The organism is Methylotenera mobilis JLW8 (genome assembly GCF_000023705.1).
Classification (GTDB): Bacteria; Pseudomonadota; Gammaproteobacteria; order Burkholderiales; family Methylophilaceae; genus Methylotenera; species Methylotenera mobilis.
In genome coordinates this window covers 2,343,084-2,364,223 of sequence record NC_012968.1, presented here as the reverse complement: position 1 = coordinate 2,364,223, position 21,140 = coordinate 2,343,084, and the positions used below count along the sequence as shown (strand labels likewise).

The window sequence follows — 21,140 nt, the reverse complement described above, 5'->3', positions numbered from 1 at the left end:
GTGCAGTTAAGGATTGTGTACAGAATCTAGCGTGTTAATTGGGTCGCTGGCTTGCATAACGAGGCCATAAGCAACGCGATCAAATACCCGGAATACCATGATTAAACCTACGCGCTCATCTGGAAGCTTAATGTAGCCTGGTTCCAATGCTGGCTCAGTGCTTGTGGCTTCTTTTTTGTCTTTGCCAAAGTTAACGATGGCTTTGCCATCTTCACCAGTGGAAATGTCAAAATTTAACTCTTTTAATTTTGGCTTCGCATCCGCTTTTTTAGCCTCTTCTTTGGCTTCTTTTGTCGGCTCAGGGTCTTTAATAATGCGGCCGTAGCGGCTAATTGCTAGTACTTGCCCCACTTCTACGCCATCTTTAGAGCCGCGACTGATAGAAATAATGCTCCCAGGTCCAGTTTCGGCTAGTCCACCATAAATCTTCAGCACTCGTCCTTTGATCTGCGTGTCAGGTGCATGCGGTGTAAAGTTGACGGAAATTTCATCCCCGCTTGGCACTAGGCGGTCTTTGACAAAAATCTCTTCTTTCGCTTTAGTTACCTCTGCTGTTGCAGGCTTGCCGTATTTTTTAACGCGTAAATCCCCTAGGTAGGTCGCTTCTACCCCCAGCACTTCTTTCGAGTCTGGGTCTACCATGGAGTCACCTGGACGGTAAATAAACCAATTCAGGTCTTTATTTTCTTCAATTTTGTTAATGTAAACGCGTGTGCCAGTGCTAAGTACCACACGGTTATCCGGCCCTGCAATAATTCTTGGTGATTCTGCTAGTTGATCTTTTTCTATCACTAGTGGCTGGCTTAAGAATGGCGCAATCGCGTTGATTGGGATGGTAGAAATTGCAGCTTGATCCACTGGTTCAACGATCACACCAGGCTCTAGCGTAATGGTTGGGCGTAATAGTTTTAGTTGCGGAGTGCCGCTACTTTGATCAAGCACGATAACGTCGCCGGGATAAATTAAGTGCGGGTTTTTAATTTGGGCGCGGTTTAGCTGCCAAACTTGGGGCCATAACCATGGGTCTTTAAGGAAGCGGGCAGATATCCACCACAAGGTGTCACCTTTGACCACGACGTGACGATCCGGATGATCTTCTTTTAGTGCAATTACTTGTGCATTCAGGTTGAAGCTTAAGCAACAAAACATGAGCAGCGTTATAATATTGCGAAACATATGTTGATGACCTCGGTCAAAGATGCATTTAGACGACATACAATGGCGTGCAATATGAGCCGCACACACCGTGAATTTACGTTAAATTTATCACGTAATTCATTAAAGAATCAAGCTTTTATGGAAAAAGCTCAGCTTTTGAGATTTTTTCGAATTTTTGAATGTGTATATTAAAGAGTTTTTATGGCAATTTTAGATATCCTTAATTATCCTGACCCGCGTTTGCATACGGTGGCTAAGCCTGTGAAAGAAGTGAACGCAGCGGTTCACCGCTTGATTGATGATATGGCGGAAACCATGTACGCGGCGCCGGGGATAGGCTTGGCAGCAACGCAGGTCGATCAGCACGTGCAGCTGTTGTTGGTAGACACCAGTGAGACCAAAGACCAACTGCAGGTGTTTATTAACCCTAAAATACTGGAGCGTGATGGCGAGCAAGTTTATGAAGAGGGTTGTCTGTCAGTGCCAGGGGTCTACGAGAGTGTGACGCGCGCAGAAAAGATTTTGGTTGAGGCTTTGGGTAAAGACGGTAAGCGCTTTACTTTGGAGGCGCATGGCTTATTGAGCGTGTGCATTCAACATGAAATGGATCATTTGCAGGGTAAGGTGTTTGTTGAATACTTATCCCCACTTAAGCGTAATAGAATTAAAAACAAAATGCTCAAGCAGCAGCGTGGCAAATAGTCTGATTAGGGGTTAAAGCGTTGAAAATTATATTTGCGGGGACACCCGATTTTGCCGTGCCGGCATTGGCGGCACTGATTGAGGCTGGCCATGATGTTGTGATGGTGCTAACACAGCCAGACCGTCCAGCTGGGCGCGGTATGAAGCTAAAAGCTAGTCCGATTAAAGTATTGGCCGAGCAGTATGGTTTATTTGTGTTTCAGCCCGAAACCTTAAAAGATGCGACGGTACAGGCGGAAATCGCAGAAACGCATGCCGATGTCATGATTGTTGCTGCCTATGGTTTAATTATCCCCACTGTTGTGTTGCAGATGCCTAAGCATGGCTGTTATAACATCCATGCCTCATTGTTGCCGCGCTGGCGCGGTGCTGCGCCTATCCATCGCTCTATCTTGGCTGGCGATAATGAGACCGGTGTCACCATCATGGAAGTAGTGCCGGCCTTGGATGCTGGTGCTATGGTAAGTAAGGGCGTGGTGCCCATTACTGAAACCGATACCACACAAGGCTTGCATGATGCGTTAGCCGCGATTGGTGCTGATTTAATGGTAGAGGCGATGCACGTGTTAACCCAAACGGGTCGGTTGGCGAGTGTGCCGCAAGATGAGTTGTTGGTGACCTACGCGCACAAGTTAGAAAAAGCAGAAGCGGTGATTGACTGGCAAAAAAGTGCTGCAGAAATTTCAAGGCAAGTGCGTGCATTCAATCCCTTCCCGGTTGCGCAAAGCTTTTTACATGGTGAAGTATGCCGTCTTTGGATGGCGACCACTGTTGATGGTATGTCTAGTAGCGCCGCTCCTGGCAGTGTGCTTGATGTACATGACGGTATTTTGGTGGCCTGCGGTGATGGCGGCGTGTTGCGCATTAGTGAATTACAAGCCCCAGGTGGCAAACGCTTGAGTGCTTCAGTCTTTATGCTGGGACATGCTTTAAAAGCAGGTGATCAGTTTGGCGGGGCATAACCAACTTGGAAATTTCAGCTTGAATTTTAAGCTCAGTGTCACCACTTTATGCAATGTCTAAGCATAAGATAAGGGTGAAATAATGTTAGGAAACTGGCTGAAAACGACGATTTTGATGGCAGCGATTGTTGCCTTGTTTGGCGTGGTGGGTGCGGCGTTAGGCGGTGCCGGCGGTATGATGATTGCGTTGCTGCTGGCTGGCGCGATGAATATTTACGCGTACTGGTTCTCTGATAAAGCCGTGCTGAAAATGTATGGTGCGCAGGAGATTACACCAGACAATGTGCAGTTCCGCAGTTATTACCAAATGGTGCGGCAGTTGGCAGAAAACGCACAGTTGCCTATGCCTAAGGTTTATGTGATTGATGAGTCTCAGCCTAATGCCTTTGCGACAGGGCGTAACCCCGAGAATGCCGCGGTCGCAGCAACCGTTGGCATTATGCAGATTTTGGATGAGCGGGAGTTGCGTGGGGTAATGGCGCATGAACTTGCGCATGTGAGAAATCGAGATACGTTAATTTCCACGATATCCGCCACCGTAGCGGGTGCCATTGCTTCTATAGCGCAGTTTGGCATGTTGTTAGGTGGTGGTCGCAATGATCAGGGTGAGCGTAATGTGAATCCGATAGTCGGTATATTAGTGATGCTACTGGCGCCGTTAGCGGCAACATTAATACAGATGGCGATTTCGCGAGCACGTGAGTTTGAAGCGGACAAGGCCGGAGCTGAAATTAGTGGCGATCCGCGCGCCTTGGCTAGTGCGTTGCAGAAAATCCATCACTATGCACACCAAGTGGCAAACCCAACCGCAGAGGCGCACCCGGAAACAGCGCAGATGATGATTATTAATCCGTTGTCTGGCGTATCATTAGATAGATTGTTTAGTACGCATCCTGATACTGCAGAGCGTGTGTCGCGTTTAATGGCAATGGCTAGCCGCTTTTAACGGTATGCAAAAACGGTACATTAGATAACAGCGAGTCTGTGCCGACGGTCTTACAAGGCCAGTTTAACTGAACGTGCTAAATATCAGACGGGGCAAGCTTGTTGCCCCGCGCATCAAGTCTTAGTCCCTATCTCCGCCTCTTCCCCTGCCATGGCCATTACCACGATTTCCCCTGTCACCATCATGGCCTCGGTCGTGGTCTCCGCGGCCTCGATCATCCCAACCACCTCTGCCACGATTGTCATAATAATCGTTGCGGTAGTAGTCGCCGCGATGGTGCGCGCGGTATTGTGGGACGAAGTCGTCGTTATACCACCGGTCTTGCACAAAATACACAGGGCGACCACAAGCGCCATAACGGCCGCAGTAGCGGCGCCAGTTTTTATAATGGCCAGGTGGTACGCGTAAGTACATAGGCTCATATACGTCCATTACCTGACGATGCACAATGATAGGTTCTCTGTAAATGACGCGTGGTTGTGGGTATGGGTAGTTGCCGATATCAATTTGGCCATAAAACCCAGGTTGTCCCACACTGATAGACACGCCAACATCCGCTGCAAACGCCGTATTGGCTGTTGCAAGTAAAAAGCCAGTCACCAGTAAACGCTTTAATATATTTGTTTTGTTCATGAATCTCTCCTCGTGAATCGAACACATACAACGCATCAGCATCTCGATGCGATGACAACATAATGCTTAGCTTAACCCTAATCGAGCGGATATCAAGTAAAATCAGTGTTTTAGCAATTTATGAATAGAAACTAATTTTGTATATTTCTCAACAAATCGCTGCAGATGCGGTACATCAAGTGTTTGCTGGTCGTAACCTGACGATCGCATTGCCTGCGGCACTGTCTCTTTTTCCCAATGCCACACCGCAACAAAAAGGCGCTGCGGCTGATTTGAGTTACGGCACTTTGCGGTTTTATGGTGAAATTGATGCCTATTTGCGTGCTTTGCTTGAAAAGCCGTTGGCAGACGAGCGTATTCACGCTTTATTACTGGTGGCGATTTATCAGTTAAGGCACGACAAGGCAGATGCATTTACTGTGGTGAATCAGGCGGTGCATGCGGTTAGTCAATTAAGACGTCCTGCAGTCAAGGCTTGGGCTAAAGGATTGGTGAATGCAGTGTTGCGTAATTTTCTGCGCCAGCAAGCACAATTGACGTTAAAGTTAACCGCGAATGAAGTGGCGACTTATTCCTACCCGCAATGGTGGGTGAATAAGCTGAAAACACAATATCCTGATGCATGGCAGGGCATCTTAAGCGTAGGTAATCAGCATCCACCCATGAGCTTGCGTGTGAATACTCAAAAAATTGCGATTGCCGACTACTTGCAACTGTTGGCCCTTAGTGAAATTGAGGCGACACAAGTCGGTGCGCAGTCGGTCATTTTGACTAAGCCCGTGGCGGTTGAGAAAATTCCAGGCTTTAGTGACGGCGTGGTGTCGGTACAAGACTACGGTGCGCAACTGGCGGCGCATTTGATTGGTGCCGAGGACGGTATGCGTGTACTGGATGCTTGCTGCGCACCGGGTGGTAAAACCAGTCATATCTTAGAGCTGGCTAAGGTGGAGATGACGGCATTAGATAGTGATGCGCTACGTCTGGAGCGGGTGCAGAGCAATTTGGCGCGTCTGCACTTAAACGCGCAGGTGATTGCGGGTGATGCCGGTTCTGCCGATTGGTATGACGGTAAGCCTTTTGATAGAATTCTTGCGGATGTACCTTGCACTGCGTCTGGCATTGTGCGGCGTCATGTCGATATCAAATGGTTGCGACGAGAGACTGATGTGGCGTCATTTGTGGCGCAACAGGCGAAAATTTTACCAAGTTTATGGCAGATGCTGGCAAAGGGTGGTAAATTGCTTTACGTGACTTGTTCTGTTTTTAAAGAAGAAAATCAGGCGCAGATTGATCAATTCTTGCAGAAAAATGCAGATGCACAGCAATTGCCAATTGAGCAGGCACTTGCACAATATAATGTTGCGCATATACAAGGTCAGCTTATTCCCTCTAACTCACATGATGGTTTCTTTTATGCACTGTTGCAAAAAAATTAAGGCTATTTTTTGCATCATTGCGTTGGTATTGTTCTCTAGCTCGGTCTTGGCGGAGGGTAACAGTTTACGCCTGCGTAGCGCCAATCTAACCGCTTACGAGGGCGAATACCTGCTCAACGCCGATGCGGAAATCAACTTTAGCTCCGAAATTGAAAAGGCAATTCAAAAGGGCTTTGCCTTTAGCTTTCTGATTGAGTTCCAGCTGCTGTCCCCTAAAAAGTACTGGTTTGATGATGAAGTGGTGACCACAACACAGCAGGTTAATTTAAGTTATCACGCGCTAACTCGCCAATACATAGTTGCACGCAATGATCAGCAGCGTGCTTATGCTAGCCTAGATGAGGCGCTGGAGGACTTATCTATTATTCAGGACATGAAAGTGTTTCAGGAGGCGGATGTTGAGAGAGGTGAGCGATATCGCGCGGTGTTGCTGATGCGACTAGACCAGAAAAAATTGCCTAAAGCGTTACGCATAGAGGGCATGACTTCTAACGAGTGGAAAATCAGCTCACAGCGCTTTGAGTGGACGCCTAGCTTATTCAAATGAAATACATAGTCTTTACCAGTGCGTTATTAGGCGGCTTGCTGCTGTACTTGCTCTCAAATGCAAGTGCCAATACCGCTGCGTCTGGCGAGCACTATACATTATTGGTTGCTTTAAATATTGCATTGGCTGTATTGCTAGTGGTGTTGATTGGTGTGCAGCTGTTCAGTTTGTACCGTAATATCCGCCAGCGGGTGATGGGGAGCCGCTTTACGCTGCGCTTACTGGGGTCATTTGCGCTGATGGCGATTATCCCGGGGTTGATTGTGTATCTGGTGTCGGTGAATTTCCTGACGCGCTCAATAGAGTCGTGGTTTAACGTTAAGGTGGAGTCCGCGCTAGAGGGCGGCTTGAACCTAGGGCAAACTGCACTGGAGATCATGCTGGCCGATGTGAAGGAAAAAGGCGAAAGTATGGCGACCAGTTTGGCGTTTCAGTCAGCTAATACCCATTTTTCTACACTCAATGATTTACGCGAGAAGAGTGGTGTGCAGGATGCTGCGCTATTTACGCCACAAGGCGGTATTTTGGCGGTGTCTAGCGGTGATGCCAGTAGCTTTTTACCTGACCTGCCTAGCGTGTCGCAGCTGCGGCAAGCGCGGCAGCGTATCTACGGCAATATCGAGCCGATTAACGGCAAAGGTTTGTATCTGCGTGTGCTGATTCCGGTGAGTGTGCAGGATATTGCGGGTGAAATGCGTATTTTGCAGTTATTGCAGCCGGTACCTAAATCGCTGGCCACTACGGCTGAGGCGGTGCAGGATGTGTATCAGGATTATCAGCAGCTTTCATATAGCCGAACCGCATTACGAGAGGTATTCGCATTGACCTTGACCTTGGTGATGATGCTGGCCATGTTTACCGCTGTGGCGATTGCCTTTGTGTTGAGTCGGCGCTTATCTGAGCCGCTTACCGTGTTGGCGGAGGGTACCAAAGCCATTGCGAGTGGCGATTACAGCACCATGCTGCCTGCGCATGGCAAGGATGAACTGGGGGTGCTGGTGCAGTCGTTTAACAGTATGACGCAGCAATTAGGCGATGCGACTAAAGCAGCAGATAGGAACCGCGCACGTGTTGAGGCCGCGCGTGGTTATTTGGAAACGATACTGGCGCATTTGTCGTCAGGGGTGTTAGCGCTCAATGAGCGTGGTGAGCTGCGTACCTTTAATGAAGCAACGGTGAATATACTGGGTATCTCATTGGAATCCTATGTCGGCTTTACCCCAGAGAAAATCATCGAAAAACAACCTAATCTGGCGACCTTTTTTCAGACCATTGCCCTAAGTGTGCAGCCTGACGCTGTGCAAAAAGACGAAGCGCAGGTACAAGTAGAGTTGGCAACGGCGCAGGGTAAGAAGATTATCACTTTGCGTGGTACGCGATTGCCGGATGGCGGCTATGTGGCGGTGTTTGATGACGCAACCGCCATGGTGCAGGCGCAGCGTGACGCGGCTTGGGGTGAGGTGGCGCGGCGTTTAGCGCATGAGATTAAAAACCCACTGACGCCGATTCAACTGTCCGCTGAGCGTATGGCGCATAAGCTGCATAGTAAATTGTCGGCGGCAGATGCCGAGATTTTGCAGCGCTCAACCGAAACTATCGTTAACCAGGTGGATGCACTGAAAAAAATGGTGAACGAGTTTAGTGAGTATGCACGCTCGCCAACGCCACATTTGGAAAGCTTGGATTTGAATGCGCTTATCCGTGAGATTGTGTCTTTTTATGACGCACCTAAAGTCAGCATCCAGCTAGCGCTAACCAAGCAGGTTTGTTTAATCAAGGGCGACAACACCATGCTGCGTCAGGTGCTGCATAACTTGCTGCAAAACGCGCAAGACGCCTTGGCATCAGCGCTGATGCCGCAGATACGAATTGCAACCGCAGTTTACGACAATATGCTGGTGTTAACCGTGCAGGATAATGGCGGCGGCTTTCCGGCGGAGATGATGTTGCACGTGTTTGAGCCCTATGTCACGACCAAGCCACATGGCACTGGGTTGGGCTTAGCCATCGTGAAAAAGATTATTGAGGAACATAAAGGCAATATTAAGATTGAGAACGTATTAAGCGATGAGGCGAATAGTGCGGGTGCTATGATTACGATTAGCATCCCGCTATTCATCAGCTAATTAACATTAACTTATTGATTAAACGAACCGTATGGCATCAAAACATATATTAGTGATTGACGATGAAATAGGTATACGCGAATTATTGCGTGATATTTTGCAAGATGAGGGCTATCAGGTGCAGCTGGCGGAGAATGCGGCTGCGGCGCGTGCCATGCGTCTGCATGAGCGTCCGGACGTCGTGTTGCTGGATATTTGGATGCCGGATTGTGATGGCATCACACTACTGAAAGAGTGGGCAAATGGCGGCCTGCTCACCATGCCGGTGGTGATGATGTCTGGTCATGGCACGATTGATACAGCGGTAGAGGCAACACGCATCGGTGCGTTTGACTTTTTAGAGAAGCCGATTGCACTGCAAAAGCTATTAAAAACGGTGGCTACTGCACTCAAGCACAGTGAGCAGTTGCCTAAATCGGAAATGAATTTGATGAGTTTGGGCAAGAGCCCTATCGTCGCTGCGCTCAAAGAGCGTTTGGATAAAATCGCTATGAGCACTAGCGTAGCACCTAGCCCGGTGTTGCTGATTGGGCCATTGGGCTGCGGTGCAGAGTTGTGCGCGCGTTTTCTGCATAATGCAGGTACGCCTTGGGTAAACTTAACCGAGTTTTCCCAGTTGGTGCATGCGCCATTAGAGATACTGGAACAGGCAAATGATGGCGTAGTCTATGTTTCGGAAATTGCAGAGCTCAATAAAACCGAGCAAAAAGGTCTGCTGCTGCTGATTACCAAGGCTGAAAAGTATAACGTGCGCGTGGTTTGTGGCACCAGTCATAATTTACAAAAACTGCAGGCAGAGGGCTTATTTGACCATAACCTGTTGCAAATACTCTCCGCGGTGTCATTAAGAGTGCCCGCGTTAGAAGAGCATAAGGAAGATATTCCGGATTTAGTGGTGGCGATTGCTAATCTGCAGTTTGAAATTGCCACGGTGCCTTATCGTGAGTTTGATATTGCCGCGCTAAACGCCTTACGTAACGCGAGTTGGCCTGGTGATATTGCACAGTTGGATGCCGTGGTGCGCAACCTGATTCAAACCAGCTTGGGCGATAAAATTACTTTGGATGACGTGAACCGGGTGATGCATCAATTTGACGGGCACCTACATGCTGAGTTGCAGGTGACTGTTGACGCCGCGGTGAACACTGTCATTCCTTCGGGGCTGGCGATGGAGGTGAATCTTAGCCAGCCACTACGCGAGGCGCGCGATGAATTTGAGCGATTGTATTTTAATCACCACATTAAATCGGTGACGGGCAATATGAATAAACTGGCTGAGATTTCTGGGTTAGAGCGTACGCATTTATATCGTAAGCTTAAACAGCTGGACGTCAAAATCAAAGGTTAAGCTCACTTTGCCATGGCACAAGCACATGGTGCCCAGCTAACGCACTAAATCGAGATAGTACAGAATGGCAAAAGAGAATTTACAGCACATTCGCCAGCTGGTTGCGCAGCAGGCGGCACGTATGATGGCTGAGGATGGTATATCGGATTATGCCTACGCTAAAAAGAAGGCGGGGCGGCAACTCGGCGCATTAGAGAATAGTAGCTTACCCTCCAATGCCGAGGTGGAAGAAGAGCTTAAGCTGTATAACGCGCTGTTCTTAGGTGAAGAACAGCCAGAAAACCTGCGTGACTTGCGCAAAAATGCTTTATTCACCATGCAAATTCTGGAGAAGTTTAATCCGCACCTCACTGGGGCGGTGCTGGACGGTACAGCTGGACTACTTGCAGAAACCCATATACATTTATTTGCGGATAGCATCAAAGAGGTTGAGATGTTTTTGCTTAATCAGCAAATTCCGTTTGATGTGAACGAAAAGTCGTATCGTGTGATGAACGATGGCAAGCGCGACAAAAAGGGCGATCAGCGTAAAACGGTGCCGGTTTTCACTTTGGAGATGGATACCGGTCTGATTAAGTTGAGCGTGTTTGAGGTGGATGATATCCGTGTGCCGACCAAGCGAGCTACTGATGGCACCAACGCTGGTCGCGTTGGAATAGAGGCGTTAAAAGCGCTTATTGCCAGCAGTTAAGTAAGCGCTTAGCTTCGGTGCTTACTTAACTGTGTTTGTTTAGCTGTGCTTATTTAATTTGCGTGGCTTTCATCTTTGAGCCAGCGCGCTGCATCCATGGCGAAATAAGTCAAAATGCCGTCTGCACCGGCACGTTTAAATGCAAGCAGGCTTTCTAGTACGCATGCTTTCTCATCTAACCAGCCATTTTGTGCTGCGGCTTTTAGCATGGCATATTCACCACTCACTTGGTAGGCAAAAGTTGGCACGCCAAACTCATCTTTAACGCGACGTACGATATCCAAATAAGGCATACCAGGTTTTACCATCACCATGTCTGCACCTTCTGAAATATCCAGCGCTACTTCTTGCATGGCTTCGTCGCTATTAGCAGGATCCATTTGGTAGGTGTATTTATTGCCCTTACCTAAGTTGGCTGCCGAGCCGACAGCATCGCGGAACGGACCATAAAACGCAGAGGCATATTTAGCTGAGTAGGCGAGAATTCTAGTGTGGATATTACGTGTACTTTCCAGTGCCTCGCGAATTTGGCCAACGCGACCATCCATCATGTCGCTTGGGGCAACTACGTCTGCGCCGGCATTGGCATGGGAAATAGCTTGCTTCACTAGCACTTCAATGGTTTCATCATTCAGCACATAGCCGGAGTCATCAATTAAACCATCTTGGCCGTGCGTGGTGTATGGGTCTAATGCCACATCGGTAATCACGCCTAGCTCAGGAAAGTTGGCTTTGAGTGCGGCAACGGTGCGTTGTACTAAACCATCGGGGTTGTAGGCTTCAGCCGCGTCCAGGCTTTTGAACTCACTGTCCACCACTGGAAACAACGCTATTGCCGGGATGCCTAAAGCTACACACTCTGCTGCGGTCTTCAGAAGCACATCGATACTTTGACGCTGTACGCCAGGCATGGAGGCCACTGCTTCAATCCGATTTTCGCCATCCAGCACGAACACTGGGTAAATTAAATCGTTACTGGTGAGTACATTTTCTTGCATTAAACGGCGAGAGAATGCGTCTTTGCGCATGCGGCGTGGACGAGAATAGGGGTAGCTCATGATTAAACCTCAATAAAAATAGCGCTGCAGTTGCGCCTGATTCACATAGTTGTGCGGTGTGGTCGCTAGTGTTAAGCAAACACTTTTGCTAGCTCAACACCAGGCTCAGGCTGGCGCATAAACGCTTCACCCACCAAGAATGTGTGCACATGATTTTGTCGCATCAGCGCCACGTCAGCCTGGGTGAAGATGCCAGACTCGGTCACCACGATTTTGTGCGCAGGAATGCGTGCCAATAAGCCTAATGTGGTATCCAGTGTGACTTCAAAGGTGCGTAAGTTACGGTTGTTGATGCCGAGTAGCGGCGTGTCGAGTTGCAACGCGAGTTCTAGTTCTTCGCCATTATGCACTTCTACCAATACTGCCATGCCTAAGCTATGTGCGATGGTTTCCAGTTCACGCATTTTGGCCAAATCAATGGCGGCGGCAATCAGTAGAATGCAATCCGCACCCATAGCGCGGGCTTCATAGACTTGATAAGCGTCTATCATAAAGTCTTTGCGTAATACCGGTAAGTTACATGCGGCATGCGCTTGCTTCAGGTATTCCGGCGAGCCTTGGAAGTATTCGATGTCAGTGAGTACTGACAAGCACGCAGCACCGCCCTGCTCGTAGCTGGCTGCGATAGCTGCAGGCTGAAAGTCAGCACGAATCACACCTTTAGATGGGCTGGCCTTTTTGATCTCTGCAATCACCGCCGCTTGGTTGTTGGCGATTTTGGCGCGTATGCTACCTACAAAATCTCTGGTTGGGCTGGCTGTGGCAGCTTCCTGCTGCACCATTTCTAGTGATTTGTTGGCTTTAGCCGCAGCCACTTCTCGTGTTTTTGTGGCGATAATTTTATTCAGAATGTCAGACATATGGCTTTCGCTATTACATTAAATCAGTCAATGGATGATTGCTGGCCATGGCAGATTACTGGTATTTCTCGTTGTTGTGCATAATCCAGCCGCCAGCATGGCTGCCTTGAGGGCTATGGTGCGTCCAGTGTATAACCCCACCTTTTGGATTATATACATACTCGCCGCTAAACGAAATTGTGTCGCCAGTTTGCACCGGCACTCTGGGGGCGAGGTCTATATTATGAGCAAATAACAAGGTTTGCTGCGGGTTGATTTTTACCAGAAATTTTTGGTGTCTGGCGCCCTTGTTGTCATCAGCCAGTAGTTTGACAGCAACACCAGTACCGCTGACCTGCACCTTGCTTTGTTTAGCCGCAAATGCCTGTTCAACACTTTGGTTGTTAACAGCAGTTTGTTCTGTTGCTGGCTGGTTATGTTCTGCGCTGGGTTGATGGCATGCACATATGCCTAAAGCCAGTATGAGTGCGTAGCATAAGTGTTTGGCTGTAAGATTCATGCGTTAGTGGCGGTGATCAGCGCTTGCAGTTTTTGCATGGCTTGGCCGCCATCTAGCATATTGGCGGCAGCTTTGATGCCATCAGCCAGTGTTGTCGTGATGCCTGCAACATAAATCGCGGCGCCAGCATTGAGCAATACGATATCGCGTGCCGGGCCGGTTTTCCCAGAGAGTAAGGCAAGGATGATGTCTTTGGATTCTTGCGCATTGCTGACTTTAATACTGCTTAAATCGTGCAGGTTTAAGCCAAACTGGGTGGGGTTGACAGTGTACTCAAGTACCTCGCCATGCTTTAGTTCTGCAACGTAGGTGTCACCGGTAAATGAAATTTCATCCATACCGTCGGCACCGCACACCACCATCACATGCTCGCTGCCCAGCTGTTTTAGTACATGCGCTAATTTGCCGGTAAGATCGCGTGAAAATACGCCCATTACCTGACGCTTGGCGCTGGCTGGGTTAGTCAATGGGCCGAGTAAGTTGAATAGGGTGCGGATGCCAAGTTCACGTCGTACCGGGGCGGCATGCTTCATTGCGCTATGGTGATTGGGGGCAAACATAAAGCCCAAGCCCACTTGATTCACGCTGTTGGCAACTTGTTCCGGGCTTAGATTGACGTTGACACCTAACGCTTCCAGCACGTCGGCGCTGCCGCAAGTGGATGATACAGAGCGGCCACCATGTTTGGCTACTTTAGCGCCGGCTGCTGCAGCAATAAAGGCGCTCACGGTAGAAATGTTGAAAGTTTGTATGCCATCGCCACCAGTGCCACAGGTGTCTACTAAGTGGGATGTGTCTTCAATCTCTACCTTGGTGGAGAGTGAGCGCATCACACTGGCTGCTGCGGCGATTTCATCCACGGTTTCACCTTTGATGCGCAGTGCGACCAGTGCGCCAGCAATCTGCGCTGCGGTGAGCTCGCCTGCCATCACTTGTTGCATCAAGCCTTGCATCACATCAAAGCTTAAGCTTTCTCCGTTGATTAAACGGGTCAGCGTTTGTGCATAACTCATGGGCTTAAGCTTTCAAAAAGTTATTCAAAAGCGCATGTCCATGTTCGGTCAGGATGGATTCAGGATGGAACTGCACCCCTTCAACGGCTAATGTTTTATGGCGTACACCCATGATTTCGCCGTCATCGGTCCAGGCGGTAATTTCCAGGCAGTCCGGTAAGGTTTCTTTTTCAATCACTAATGAGTGGTAACGCGTAGCTGTGTAAGGGTTAGGCAAGTCTTTAAACACGCCGATGTTTTTATGGTGAATCAGCGAAGTTTTGCCGTGCATTAACTGCTTAGCGTGAATGATGTTGCCGCCGAAGGCTTGACCAATACTTTGATGACCCAAGCAAACCCCTAGTAACGGGATTTTGCCGGCAAATTCTTTAATCAAAGGTACGCTAATGCCGGCCTCATTCGGGGTGCAAGGTCCAGGTGAAACCACGATGTGATCAGGCTTTAGCTCTGCAACTTTGGCTAAATCAATTTCATCATTGCGGTACACCAAAACTTCTTGGCCGAGTTCACCAAGGTATTGCACCAAGTTGTAGGTGAAAGAGTCATAGTTGTCGATCATTAGCAGCATGTTCTGTCCTAGTTTACTAGCGGCTTTTCGTAAACAAAAAGCAATGAGTGATGGAGTGTTATTTTACCAATGCTTAAAATCTACGTATAGGTAAATTCTGCCTAAATAACGAAAGAATCCCACCGTATTGAATGGGTTGGCGTTAATTTTGATGATGTCAGCGCGCTAGTACACACAGGTGTGTGTGCAAAGCTAATGCGCACAGGCATAAGGTGAGGCATCTAGTGTGGGCGACTCTCCAGAGATAATGGCTGCGATTAGTTTGGCGCTGGCGGGGGCCATGGTGAGTCCATACCTGAAGTGACCTGTATTTAAGTACAGATTTTTGATTGTAGGGTGTGCACCAATGGTTGGCAGGTTTTCAGGGGTGCCAGGGCGCAATCCGCTCCAGTGTTTAATAATAGCTTGCCCTTTTAGCTCGGGCATAATTGCCTCTGCTTTCATGCGCAGCTCTTCACGCACCGCTTCAGTTACGCCATTATCAAATCCTACATCTTCCAGCGTGCTGCCTGCTAGCAGGTAGCCATCTAGGCGAGGAATCATATAAAAACCTTCTTTGTAGACCATTTGCTCAAGATTCTGTTGTGGCTGGTAGAGCAGAATCTGCCCACGCATCGGCTTGATATTCAGTTTGGCGCTGGTGGCTTTTAATAGGTCAAAGCTCCAAGCGCCTGAAGTGACCACAAATTGATCGGCGCTTAGTTTCTCTCCACTCGTGGTTTGCCACTCATTGAGCTGCTGCGTTTCTTCCAGTGGCAGCAACTGTGTGTGCTCCAGCATGGTGACCTGGTGTTGCTCCAGCCATTTGCGCAGAGCCTGCATTAAATACGGTGGGCGTATTTGGCACACGGTGGGCAGCCACAGCGCATTTTCACCTTCGCTAGACTGCACGCCAAAAGCGCTGGCTTTGACCGGTTGCACGCTGACTTCGTTGCGCACACACCAGCTTTGTGCAGCGTCGATATCAAATTTTGGCAGTAGTAAAAAGCCTGACTGTACAAAATCAGTCGGCAGGCCAGTTTCTTGCGCTAGCTGCTGAGATAGTGTGCGATAGAAGTCAGCGCTGTGCTTGGTCAAGGCATTAACCGGCTCGGAGTATTGCCATGGCAGCAGCGGGAAAATAATGCCGCCGCCAGCCCAGGATGATTCGCCTGAGGTTTGACTGGCGATTTGATTGCGTTCCACAATGGTAACGCGGTGGCCTTTGTGAATTAACTCCATTGCGGTCATGCAGCCTACAATGCCGCCGCCTATGATCATGGTGTGTGGTTTAGCCATTAGATACTCTACTTATATAAACTTTTACTTATTAGCCACGCGTCCCATCAGTAGCGCGTTTTCTGCATTGGCCAAGCCGGCAGGCTGACCGAGCAATACGACTACGTCGCCTTCAGCCAGCAGGCTTTCGTTAGACATATGTGCGCTGTTGGCATGTGGGCGTCGAATGTTTTTAATTGAGACCTCAAAACTGTCAAGTTGCATGTCGTTGAGGCAGCGGCCGATGGCATAAGCGCCGGTTGTGATAATCACTGAGTGCAAGCGCACTTCCTGTTTGGCGATTTCCTCGTTCTCAGTGTCTGAAATGCCGCGGAAATAGCCTTTAAACATGCTGTAGCGCTCTTCACGAAAGATTCTGATGCGCTTCACTACGCGGTTGAGCGGCACGCCCAGTAGCATTAACGCATGAGATGCCAGCATTAGGCTGCCTTCCAGGATCTCCGGTACCACTTCTGTAGCGCCAGCTTCACGCAATGCCTCCATATTGCTATCGTCTACGGTGCGCACGATGACTGGTAGTTGTGGGTAGCTTTCCTGCGCGATATGCAGAATTTTCATAGCAGCGCGGTTGTCGGCGTAACTGATAATCAGCGCTTTGGCTCTGGCGGCACCTGCTGCTTCCAGTACTACCCGTCTGGCCGCGTCGCCAAACATCACATTCTCGCCTGCTGCGGAGGCTTCTAGTACGCGGGATGGGTCAATATCCAATGCCACGTAAGGAATGTTTTCTTCTTTCAGAAAGCGACCAAGATACTGTCCGCTACGGCCATAACCGCAAATGACTACGTGATTATTCAAATGCTTGCTGCCTTCATCAATTTCTTCAATGATTTGGCTGCTGTTGCGGGTGTAGCTACGCGCTAGGCGTCGGGCAATGCGGCCGTTATATTGAATCAAGAACGGCGCAATCACCATGGACAGCAGTGCTGCCGCGAGTACCACTTGCAGGGTAGGGCCGGCAATCAGTTTTTGCTCTGCGCCCAGCGCTAAAATCACGAAGCCGAACTCGCCTGCTTGCGCCAGAATAATGCCGGTACGTATGGCGACGCCGATTTCGTATTTCACGAAACGCACCACCGCTGTCACGATAACGGCTTTTAGTAGGATGAAGCCCAGTAGCGTGAGTAAGATTACGCCTATGTTGTTGAATATCTCTGCGATATTGAGCAGCATGCCCACGCTGATAAAAAATAGCCCAAGCAGAATGTCGCGGAACGGCGCAATGTCAGACTCAACCTGATAGCGATATTTGGTTTCAGAAATCAGCATGCCAGCGACAAAAGCACCCAGTGCGTAAGACAAGCCGGCGGTTTTGGTGGCAAAGGCAACCAGTAGCGTTACCATCAGTACATTCATGACGAATAATTCGCGTGAGCGCTGGCTGGCAACTAGGTTGAATAGAGGGTTTACTAGCCATTTGCCTACGGTAAACAAAAACAGCAGCATGCCTATGGCTTTAAGCGTGGCTAGCCCTAGCACGTCAAAGATGTTGGCATTGGCTTTGCCTAGCGCGGGGATCAGCACTAACACAGGGACGACGATAATGTCTTGAAACAGCAGCACGCCTATGCTCAGGCGTCCGTGTCTAGAGTTTAGGTCTATGCGCTCAGCCAGAATTTTTGACACAATAGCGGTGGATGACATGGTCAGCGCTGCGCCAATCACAAATGCTGCGGCCCAGTTAACCCCGGCTAGTTTGGCAATGCACATGGTGAGTGCTAGCGTGATAAATACCTGCGCACCACCTAGCCCCAGCACTTTTCTGCGCATGGCATACAGTTGCGGCAGGCTGAACTCTAAGCCGATGCTAAACATCAGAAACACGATGCCGAACTCGGCAAATTCGCGGCTGGCTTCGTCGTCCGGTAGTACGCCAAAGGTGTGTGGTCCGAGTGCTAAGCCAACCAAGAAGTAAGCTAGCATGGCAGGGAGTTGTAACTTACGGAAAAGCGCAACAGCCAGAACTGAGCTGATGAGCAAGATGAGAATGAGTGGAAGTGTACCTGACATAATTGTCTTTATAAGCAGCTGTTTTTTATTATTAAGTTTTTATGGTTATCTATAGTTTCACAAAGCACATCCAAAACTTGGAGTATCTTAGTCGATTTTACGTAACTTTTGTAAAAAGCGCAGAGTAATAGCAAAAACTATGCCCGTGACGGAATATTTTTGGAAAATTTACTGAGTTAAGCATGCATTATGCTTTATCACCAAAGCATTCCCTTTTATACTAGTCACTTAAAGTTTTAAGCGTAGATAAAAGTTATGGTGTCGTCATCGCAGATTAAAAAATCAAATGCCGCTAGCGCATCGCCATTGGGTGAGCAAGCGCAAACGCTTGCGTTGGCAAAAGAGGTTCTGCAGCTGGAGTCTAGCGAAATAGATGCGCTAGCACAGCGTTTAGATCACCGCTTCAGTGAAGCGGTCTCGCTGATTTTGCAGTGCAAAGGGCGTGTGGTTGTTACCGGTATGGGGAAATCTGGTCATATCGGCGGCAAAATTGCGTCCACTCTGGCCAGCACGGGAACGCCAGCTTTTTTTATGCACCCAGCCGAAGCGAGCCATGGTGACTTGGGGATGATTACTGCGGGCGATGTGGTGATTGCGCTCTCTAACTCCGGTGAGAGTGATGAGGTGTTGGCAATCGTGCCGCCATTGACGCGTCTAGGTGCCAGTATTATTGCCATTACCGGCAATGACGCTTCCAGTTTGGCCAAGGCTGCAAATATTCATTTAAGCGCGCATGTGAGCCGTGAGGCTTGCCCACTTGGCTTGGCGCCTACTTCTAGTACCACGGTGGCGCTGGCGCTGGGAGATGCTCTGGCGCTGTGTGTGCTGGATTTGCGTGATTTTACCGCAGAGGATTTTGCCAGGTCGCACCCGGGTGGCAGCTTAGGGCGCCGTTTGTTGGTGCACGTGAGTGATGTGATGCGCACTGATGCGGGTGTGCCGCACGTGTCCGAGCAGGCCGGGCTGGCTGAAGCTTTGCTTGAAATGTCACGCAAAGGGCTGGGTTTGACCGCGGTGGTGAATGCTAAGCACGAGCCTGTCGGTATTTTTACCGATGGTGATTTACGACGCGCTTTTGAACAGAACGTGAACGTGATGACCGCCAAAATTCTGGATGTGATGCATGTGAACCCTAGTACCATCCATCAAGACCAGCTGGCGATTGCCGCGGTGGAGATTATGGAGCAACGCAAAATCAATGGTCTGCTAGTAGTGGACGACGCTGGGCGTTTAGTCGGTGCATTAAATATGCATGATCTCTTATTGGCAAAGGTGGTTTAGGTGAGCGGTACAGACAATGGTTTAGGCTTAACGCAGCGTCTAAAAAGCATTCGTATGCTAGTGCTGGATGTTGATGGCGTGATGACGGATGGCGGTTTGACCATAGGTGATGACGGCCAGGAGTATAAGACGTTTCATGCGCACGACGGCTTGGGCATGAAGCTATTGAAGGCCTCGGGTGTTAACGTGGCTATTATTACCGGGCGCACCTCCAACGTGGTTAAAAAGCGTGCGGAAAGCACTGGCGTGGTACATTTTTATCAGGGTGCAGAAGATAAGCTTGCTGCCTTGCAGGACTTGATGCAGCGTACAGCGTTGACCCCTGAACAATGTGCGTTTATGGGTGATGACGTGGTTGATTTACCGCCTATGCTGCGCTGTGGTTTGGCGATTGCGGTGCCTGATTCTCCAGACTTGCTACTCAAACACGCACATTATGTCACCCATAAAAAGGGTGGCCGCGGTGCCGTACGCGAAGTGTGTGAGTTGATTATGCAAGCACAAGATACATTTGATGGGCAGATGGCTCAATTTTTAACGCAAGCTAGCATTGCCAACTAAGTGAAAAATGCTACCAGTATGGGTAAACGGTTAATGCAATCTGGCTTAAAAAGCGCGGGTGTTTAAGTATGCAGCTTAGTACAAAATCTGCGATTATTTTTCCATTGGCTCTGCTGTTATTGCTGGCTTTGCTTACATTTTGGATTAATAAGTCTGTGCAGCCTCTGGCGCCTAAACTGGATGGCAGCAGTCGTCATGATCCTGATTACATGATGCATAATTTTGAGACCACGCAAACCGATGCAAGTGGTGCGCTACGTTATAAATTGGCGGCGCAGGAAATGAAGCACTTCCCGGATAAAGACTCGACCGATTTGGTTAAGCCGCGCTTTACCAGGTTTGCCAAAGATAAGCCTTACACCAGACTGGAAGGTGACACTGGTAATGTTTCTAGCGATGGCGAGCAGGTTGATGTGTTGGGTAATGTAGTGGTGCTGCGGGAAGCTTATGCTGAAAAGGGTGTAATGACGATAGAAACTGATGCCCTCAGAATTTTACCGAACCAAGAATATGCAACCACCGATAGGCCGGTGGTCATTAAGCAGGCGCCTGGCACCGTGGTGCATGCAACAGGGATGATTTATGAGCAGAAGCAGCAAACCGTTACTTTGCTGCATAAAGTGCGCGCGCATTACGATCCGCCCGCCGCTAAGGCAAAAAAAACAAATACACCAAACACCAAGAGTCGTCCACAGGCTAAGGCTAAAAAGCCAGTAGCGGTCGCTCAGCAAGACAAACCAAAAGATAAACCAGATAACCATGCGCGCATTCGGAGACGCTATGAATAGGCAGCTTTTTATGATTAACATCAATACATTATCCAGCTTGCTGCTCTGTGGGGGCTTGTTGTTGGGTGTGGCTGGCCGTGCATGGGCGGAGGCGGCAGACCGTGATAAGCCAATTGATTTAGAGGCGGATACGATGAAGGTCGATGACGCTAAACAAATCAGTACCTACAGCGGTAACGTGATTCTGACCCAAGGTACTTTGGAAATACGTGCGGATAAATTAATCGTACGTGAAGATAAGGAAGGTTTTCAGCACAGTACATCTTTAGGTAACCCGACTACCTTTAAGCAAAAGCTGGAAGGTAAGAGCGAGTATATTCAAGGCAGCGCGCAGCGCATTGAGTATGACGGGCGTATGGATAAGGTGCAGCTTTATACCAAAGCGTGGGTAAAGCGTGGTGAAGATGTGGTGCATGGCGATTACATTATGTATGACGCTAATGCCGAGTATGCCGAGGTGATTGGCGGCAACTCTCAATCTGCAACGTCAGGCTCCGGACGTGTGCGTGCGGTGATTCAACCTAAAAACAAAAAAGCACCAGTGGAAATTAAGCCGGCGGAGCCTGCCAACAAACCTAAGCCTGAGACCTCTACTGGCCCAATCCCTACGGTGAAAGACACAAGGTTCAGCCGTACTTTGGAAGTCAGTAGAAATGCCGGTACTGCACAATAGTG

21 protein-coding genes are annotated in these 21,140 nt (G+C 49.1%); 12 read left to right on the top strand and 9 right to left on the bottom strand.

Annotation, left to right across the window (positions count from 1 at the left end; genetic code table 11):
• Nucleotides 1–6 precede the first annotated feature (6 nt).
• Nucleotides 7–1,176, bottom strand: coding sequence for a LysM peptidoglycan-binding domain-containing protein (locus MMOL_RS11055; protein ID WP_015833123.1), 1,170 nt, complete (start codon nt 1,174–1,176; stop codon nt 7–9).
• Between the two features lie 183 nt (nt 1,177–1,359).
• Here MMOL_RS11055 and def point away from each other — a divergent pair, with 183 nt between their 5' ends.
• From def to htpX, 3 genes are all read left to right on the top strand, one after another.
• Nucleotides 1,360–1,860 (top strand): peptide deformylase, encoded by a 501-nt coding sequence (def, locus tag MMOL_RS11050; protein ID WP_015833122.1) that lies wholly within the window; start codon nt 1,360–1,362, stop codon nt 1,858–1,860.
• Between the two features lie 20 nt (nt 1,861–1,880).
• The gene (fmt, locus tag MMOL_RS11045; RefSeq protein WP_015833121.1) at nt 1,881–2,822 is read left to right on the top strand and encodes a methionyl-tRNA formyltransferase; all 942 of its coding nucleotides are present in this window, start codon (nt 1,881–1,883) and stop codon (nt 2,820–2,822) included.
• A gap of 82 nt (nt 2,823–2,904) precedes the next feature.
• A complete protein-coding gene (htpX, locus tag MMOL_RS11040) occupies nt 2,905–3,768 on the top strand; it encodes a zinc metalloprotease HtpX (RefSeq protein ID WP_015833120.1) in 864 nt (287 codons plus the stop codon).
• A gap of 120 nt (nt 3,769–3,888) precedes the next feature.
• On the opposite strand, the gene MMOL_RS11035 is transcribed toward htpX, so the two are convergent.
• Entirely contained in the window at nt 3,889–4,401 is a 513-nt protein-coding gene (locus tag MMOL_RS11035; RefSeq protein ID WP_015833119.1) for a hypothetical protein, read from the bottom strand.
• A 137-nt stretch (nt 4,402–4,538) separates the two neighbouring features.
• Here MMOL_RS11035 and rsmB point away from each other — a divergent pair, with 137 nt between their 5' ends.
• From rsmB to MMOL_RS11010, 5 genes are all read left to right on the top strand, one after another.
• Nucleotides 4,539–5,837, top strand: a complete 1,299-nt coding sequence (gene rsmB / locus MMOL_RS11030; protein WP_015833118.1) for a 16S rRNA (cytosine(967)-C(5))-methyltransferase RsmB — start codon at nt 4,539–4,541, stop codon at nt 5,835–5,837.
• The gene (locus MMOL_RS11025; RefSeq protein WP_015833117.1) at nt 5,815–6,384 is read left to right on the top strand and encodes a DUF4390 domain-containing protein; all 570 of its coding nucleotides are present in this window, start codon (nt 5,815–5,817) and stop codon (nt 6,382–6,384) included. Before rsmB ends, MMOL_RS11025 begins: the two co-directional genes overlap by 23 nt.
• Complete coding sequence (locus MMOL_RS11020) at nt 6,381–8,510, top strand: sensor histidine kinase (protein WP_015833116.1); 2,130 nt, start codon at nt 6,381–6,383, stop codon at nt 8,508–8,510. The genes MMOL_RS11025 and MMOL_RS11020 overlap by 4 nt, the downstream gene beginning before the upstream one ends.
• A gap of 31 nt (nt 8,511–8,541) precedes the next feature.
• Nucleotides 8,542–9,858, top strand: a complete 1,317-nt coding sequence (locus MMOL_RS11015; RefSeq protein WP_015833115.1) for a sigma-54-dependent transcriptional regulator — start codon at nt 8,542–8,544, stop codon at nt 9,856–9,858.
• A 64-nt stretch (nt 9,859–9,922) separates the two neighbouring features.
• Nucleotides 9,923–10,549: a hypothetical protein gene (locus tag MMOL_RS11010; RefSeq protein WP_015833114.1), complete on the top strand. Its 627-nt coding sequence runs from the start codon at nt 9,923–9,925 to the stop codon at nt 10,547–10,549.
• Nucleotides 10,550–10,602: 53 nt separating this feature from the next.
• Here MMOL_RS11010 and hemB read toward each other — a convergent pair whose 3' ends face one another.
• The 7 genes from hemB to MMOL_RS10975 form a co-directional block, all read right to left on the bottom strand.
• Entirely contained in the window at nt 10,603–11,607 is a 1,005-nt protein-coding gene (hemB, locus tag MMOL_RS11005) for a porphobilinogen synthase (protein ID WP_015833113.1), read from the bottom strand.
• 71 nt (nt 11,608–11,678) lie between these two features.
• Nucleotides 11,679–12,467: an indole-3-glycerol phosphate synthase TrpC gene (gene trpC / locus MMOL_RS11000; RefSeq protein ID WP_015833112.1), complete on the bottom strand. Its 789-nt coding sequence runs from the start codon at nt 12,465–12,467 to the stop codon at nt 11,679–11,681.
• Between the two features lie 55 nt (nt 12,468–12,522).
• Nucleotides 12,523–12,966, bottom strand: coding sequence for a DUF3465 domain-containing protein (locus tag MMOL_RS10995; protein WP_015833111.1), 444 nt, complete (start codon nt 12,964–12,966; stop codon nt 12,523–12,525).
• Entirely contained in the window at nt 12,963–13,979 is a 1,017-nt protein-coding gene (gene trpD, locus MMOL_RS10990; RefSeq protein WP_015833110.1) for an anthranilate phosphoribosyltransferase, read from the bottom strand. The genes MMOL_RS10995 and trpD overlap by 4 nt, the downstream gene beginning before the upstream one ends.
• Nucleotides 13,980–13,983: 4 nt before the next feature.
• Entirely contained in the window at nt 13,984–14,547 is a 564-nt protein-coding gene (gene pabA, locus MMOL_RS10985; protein WP_015833109.1) for an aminodeoxychorismate/anthranilate synthase component II, read from the bottom strand.
• A 192-nt stretch (nt 14,548–14,739) separates the two neighbouring features.
• Entirely contained in the window at nt 14,740–15,825 is a 1,086-nt protein-coding gene (gene thiO, locus MMOL_RS10980; protein ID WP_015833108.1) for a glycine oxidase ThiO, read from the bottom strand.
• Between the two features lie 24 nt (nt 15,826–15,849).
• Nucleotides 15,850–17,835 (bottom strand): cation:proton antiporter, encoded by a 1,986-nt coding sequence (locus MMOL_RS10975; protein WP_015833107.1) that lies wholly within the window; start codon nt 17,833–17,835, stop codon nt 15,850–15,852.
• A gap of 255 nt (nt 17,836–18,090) precedes the next feature.
• On the opposite strand from MMOL_RS10975, the gene MMOL_RS10970 reads away from it, so the two are divergent.
• The 4 genes from MMOL_RS10970 to lptA all read left to right on the top strand — a co-directional run bounded on the left by MMOL_RS10970 (nt 18,091) and on the right by lptA (nt 21,138).
• Nucleotides 18,091–19,116, top strand: a complete 1,026-nt coding sequence (locus MMOL_RS10970) for a KpsF/GutQ family sugar-phosphate isomerase (protein WP_015833106.1) — start codon at nt 18,091–18,093, stop codon at nt 19,114–19,116.
• A 54-nt stretch (nt 19,117–19,170) separates the two neighbouring features.
• Entirely contained in the window at nt 19,171–19,677 is a 507-nt protein-coding gene (locus tag MMOL_RS10965) for a KdsC family phosphatase (protein ID WP_049764529.1), read from the top strand.
• Nucleotides 19,678–19,745: 68 nt separating this feature from the next.
• Complete coding sequence (gene lptC / locus MMOL_RS10960) at nt 19,746–20,465, top strand: LPS export ABC transporter periplasmic protein LptC (RefSeq protein WP_015833104.1); 720 nt, start codon at nt 19,746–19,748, stop codon at nt 20,463–20,465.
• 10 nt (nt 20,466–20,475) lie between these two features.
• A complete protein-coding gene (gene lptA, locus MMOL_RS10955; protein ID WP_148207869.1) occupies nt 20,476–21,138 on the top strand; it encodes a lipopolysaccharide transport periplasmic protein LptA in 663 nt (220 codons plus the stop codon).
• Nucleotides 21,139–21,140 lie beyond the last annotated feature (2 nt).

What these genes read in the sequence shown, in the direction of transcription:
- MMOL_RS11055 (WP_015833123.1), bottom strand. Translation starts at nt 1,176, where the DNA reads ATGTTTCGCAATATTATAACGCTGCTCATGTTTTGTTGCTTAAGCTTC.
- def (WP_015833122.1), top strand. Translation starts at nt 1,360, where the DNA reads ATGGCAATTTTAGATATCCTTAATTATCCTGACCCGCGTTTGCATACG.
- htpX (WP_015833120.1), top strand. Translation starts at nt 2,905, where the DNA reads ATGTTAGGAAACTGGCTGAAAACGACGATTTTGATGGCAGCGATTGTT.
- MMOL_RS11035 (WP_015833119.1), bottom strand. Translation starts at nt 4,401, where the DNA reads ATGAACAAAACAAATATATTAAAGCGTTTACTGGTGACTGGCTTTTTA.
- MMOL_RS11025 (WP_015833117.1), top strand. Translation starts at nt 5,815, where the DNA reads ATGCACTGTTGCAAAAAAATTAAGGCTATTTTTTGCATCATTGCGTTG.
- MMOL_RS11020 (WP_015833116.1), top strand. Translation starts at nt 6,381, where the DNA reads ATGAAATACATAGTCTTTACCAGTGCGTTATTAGGCGGCTTGCTGCTG.
- MMOL_RS11015 (WP_015833115.1), top strand. Translation starts at nt 8,542, where the DNA reads ATGGCATCAAAACATATATTAGTGATTGACGATGAAATAGGTATACGC.
- MMOL_RS11010 (WP_015833114.1), top strand. Translation starts at nt 9,923, where the DNA reads ATGGCAAAAGAGAATTTACAGCACATTCGCCAGCTGGTTGCGCAGCAG.
- hemB (WP_015833113.1), bottom strand. Translation starts at nt 11,607, where the DNA reads ATGAGCTACCCCTATTCTCGTCCACGCCGCATGCGCAAAGACGCATTC.
- trpC (WP_015833112.1), bottom strand. Translation starts at nt 12,467, where the DNA reads ATGTCTGACATTCTGAATAAAATTATCGCCACAAAAACACGAGAAGTG.
- MMOL_RS10995 (WP_015833111.1), bottom strand. Translation starts at nt 12,966, where the DNA reads ATGAATCTTACAGCCAAACACTTATGCTACGCACTCATACTGGCTTTA.
- trpD (WP_015833110.1), bottom strand. Translation starts at nt 13,979, where the DNA reads ATGAGTTATGCACAAACGCTGACCCGTTTAATCAACGGAGAAAGCTTA.
- pabA (WP_015833109.1), bottom strand. Translation starts at nt 14,547, where the DNA reads ATGCTGCTAATGATCGACAACTATGACTCTTTCACCTACAACTTGGTG.
- thiO (WP_015833108.1), bottom strand. Translation starts at nt 15,825, where the DNA reads ATGGCTAAACCACACACCATGATCATAGGCGGCGGCATTGTAGGCTGC.
- MMOL_RS10975 (WP_015833107.1), bottom strand. Translation starts at nt 17,835, where the DNA reads ATGTCAGGTACACTTCCACTCATTCTCATCTTGCTCATCAGCTCAGTT.
- MMOL_RS10970 (WP_015833106.1), top strand. Translation starts at nt 18,091, where the DNA reads ATGGTGTCGTCATCGCAGATTAAAAAATCAAATGCCGCTAGCGCATCG.
- MMOL_RS10965 (WP_049764529.1), top strand. Translation starts at nt 19,171, where the DNA reads ATGCTAGTGCTGGATGTTGATGGCGTGATGACGGATGGCGGTTTGACC.
- lptC (WP_015833104.1), top strand. Translation starts at nt 19,746, where the DNA reads ATGCAGCTTAGTACAAAATCTGCGATTATTTTTCCATTGGCTCTGCTG.
- lptA (WP_148207869.1), top strand. Translation starts at nt 20,476, where the DNA reads ATGATTAACATCAATACATTATCCAGCTTGCTGCTCTGTGGGGGCTTG.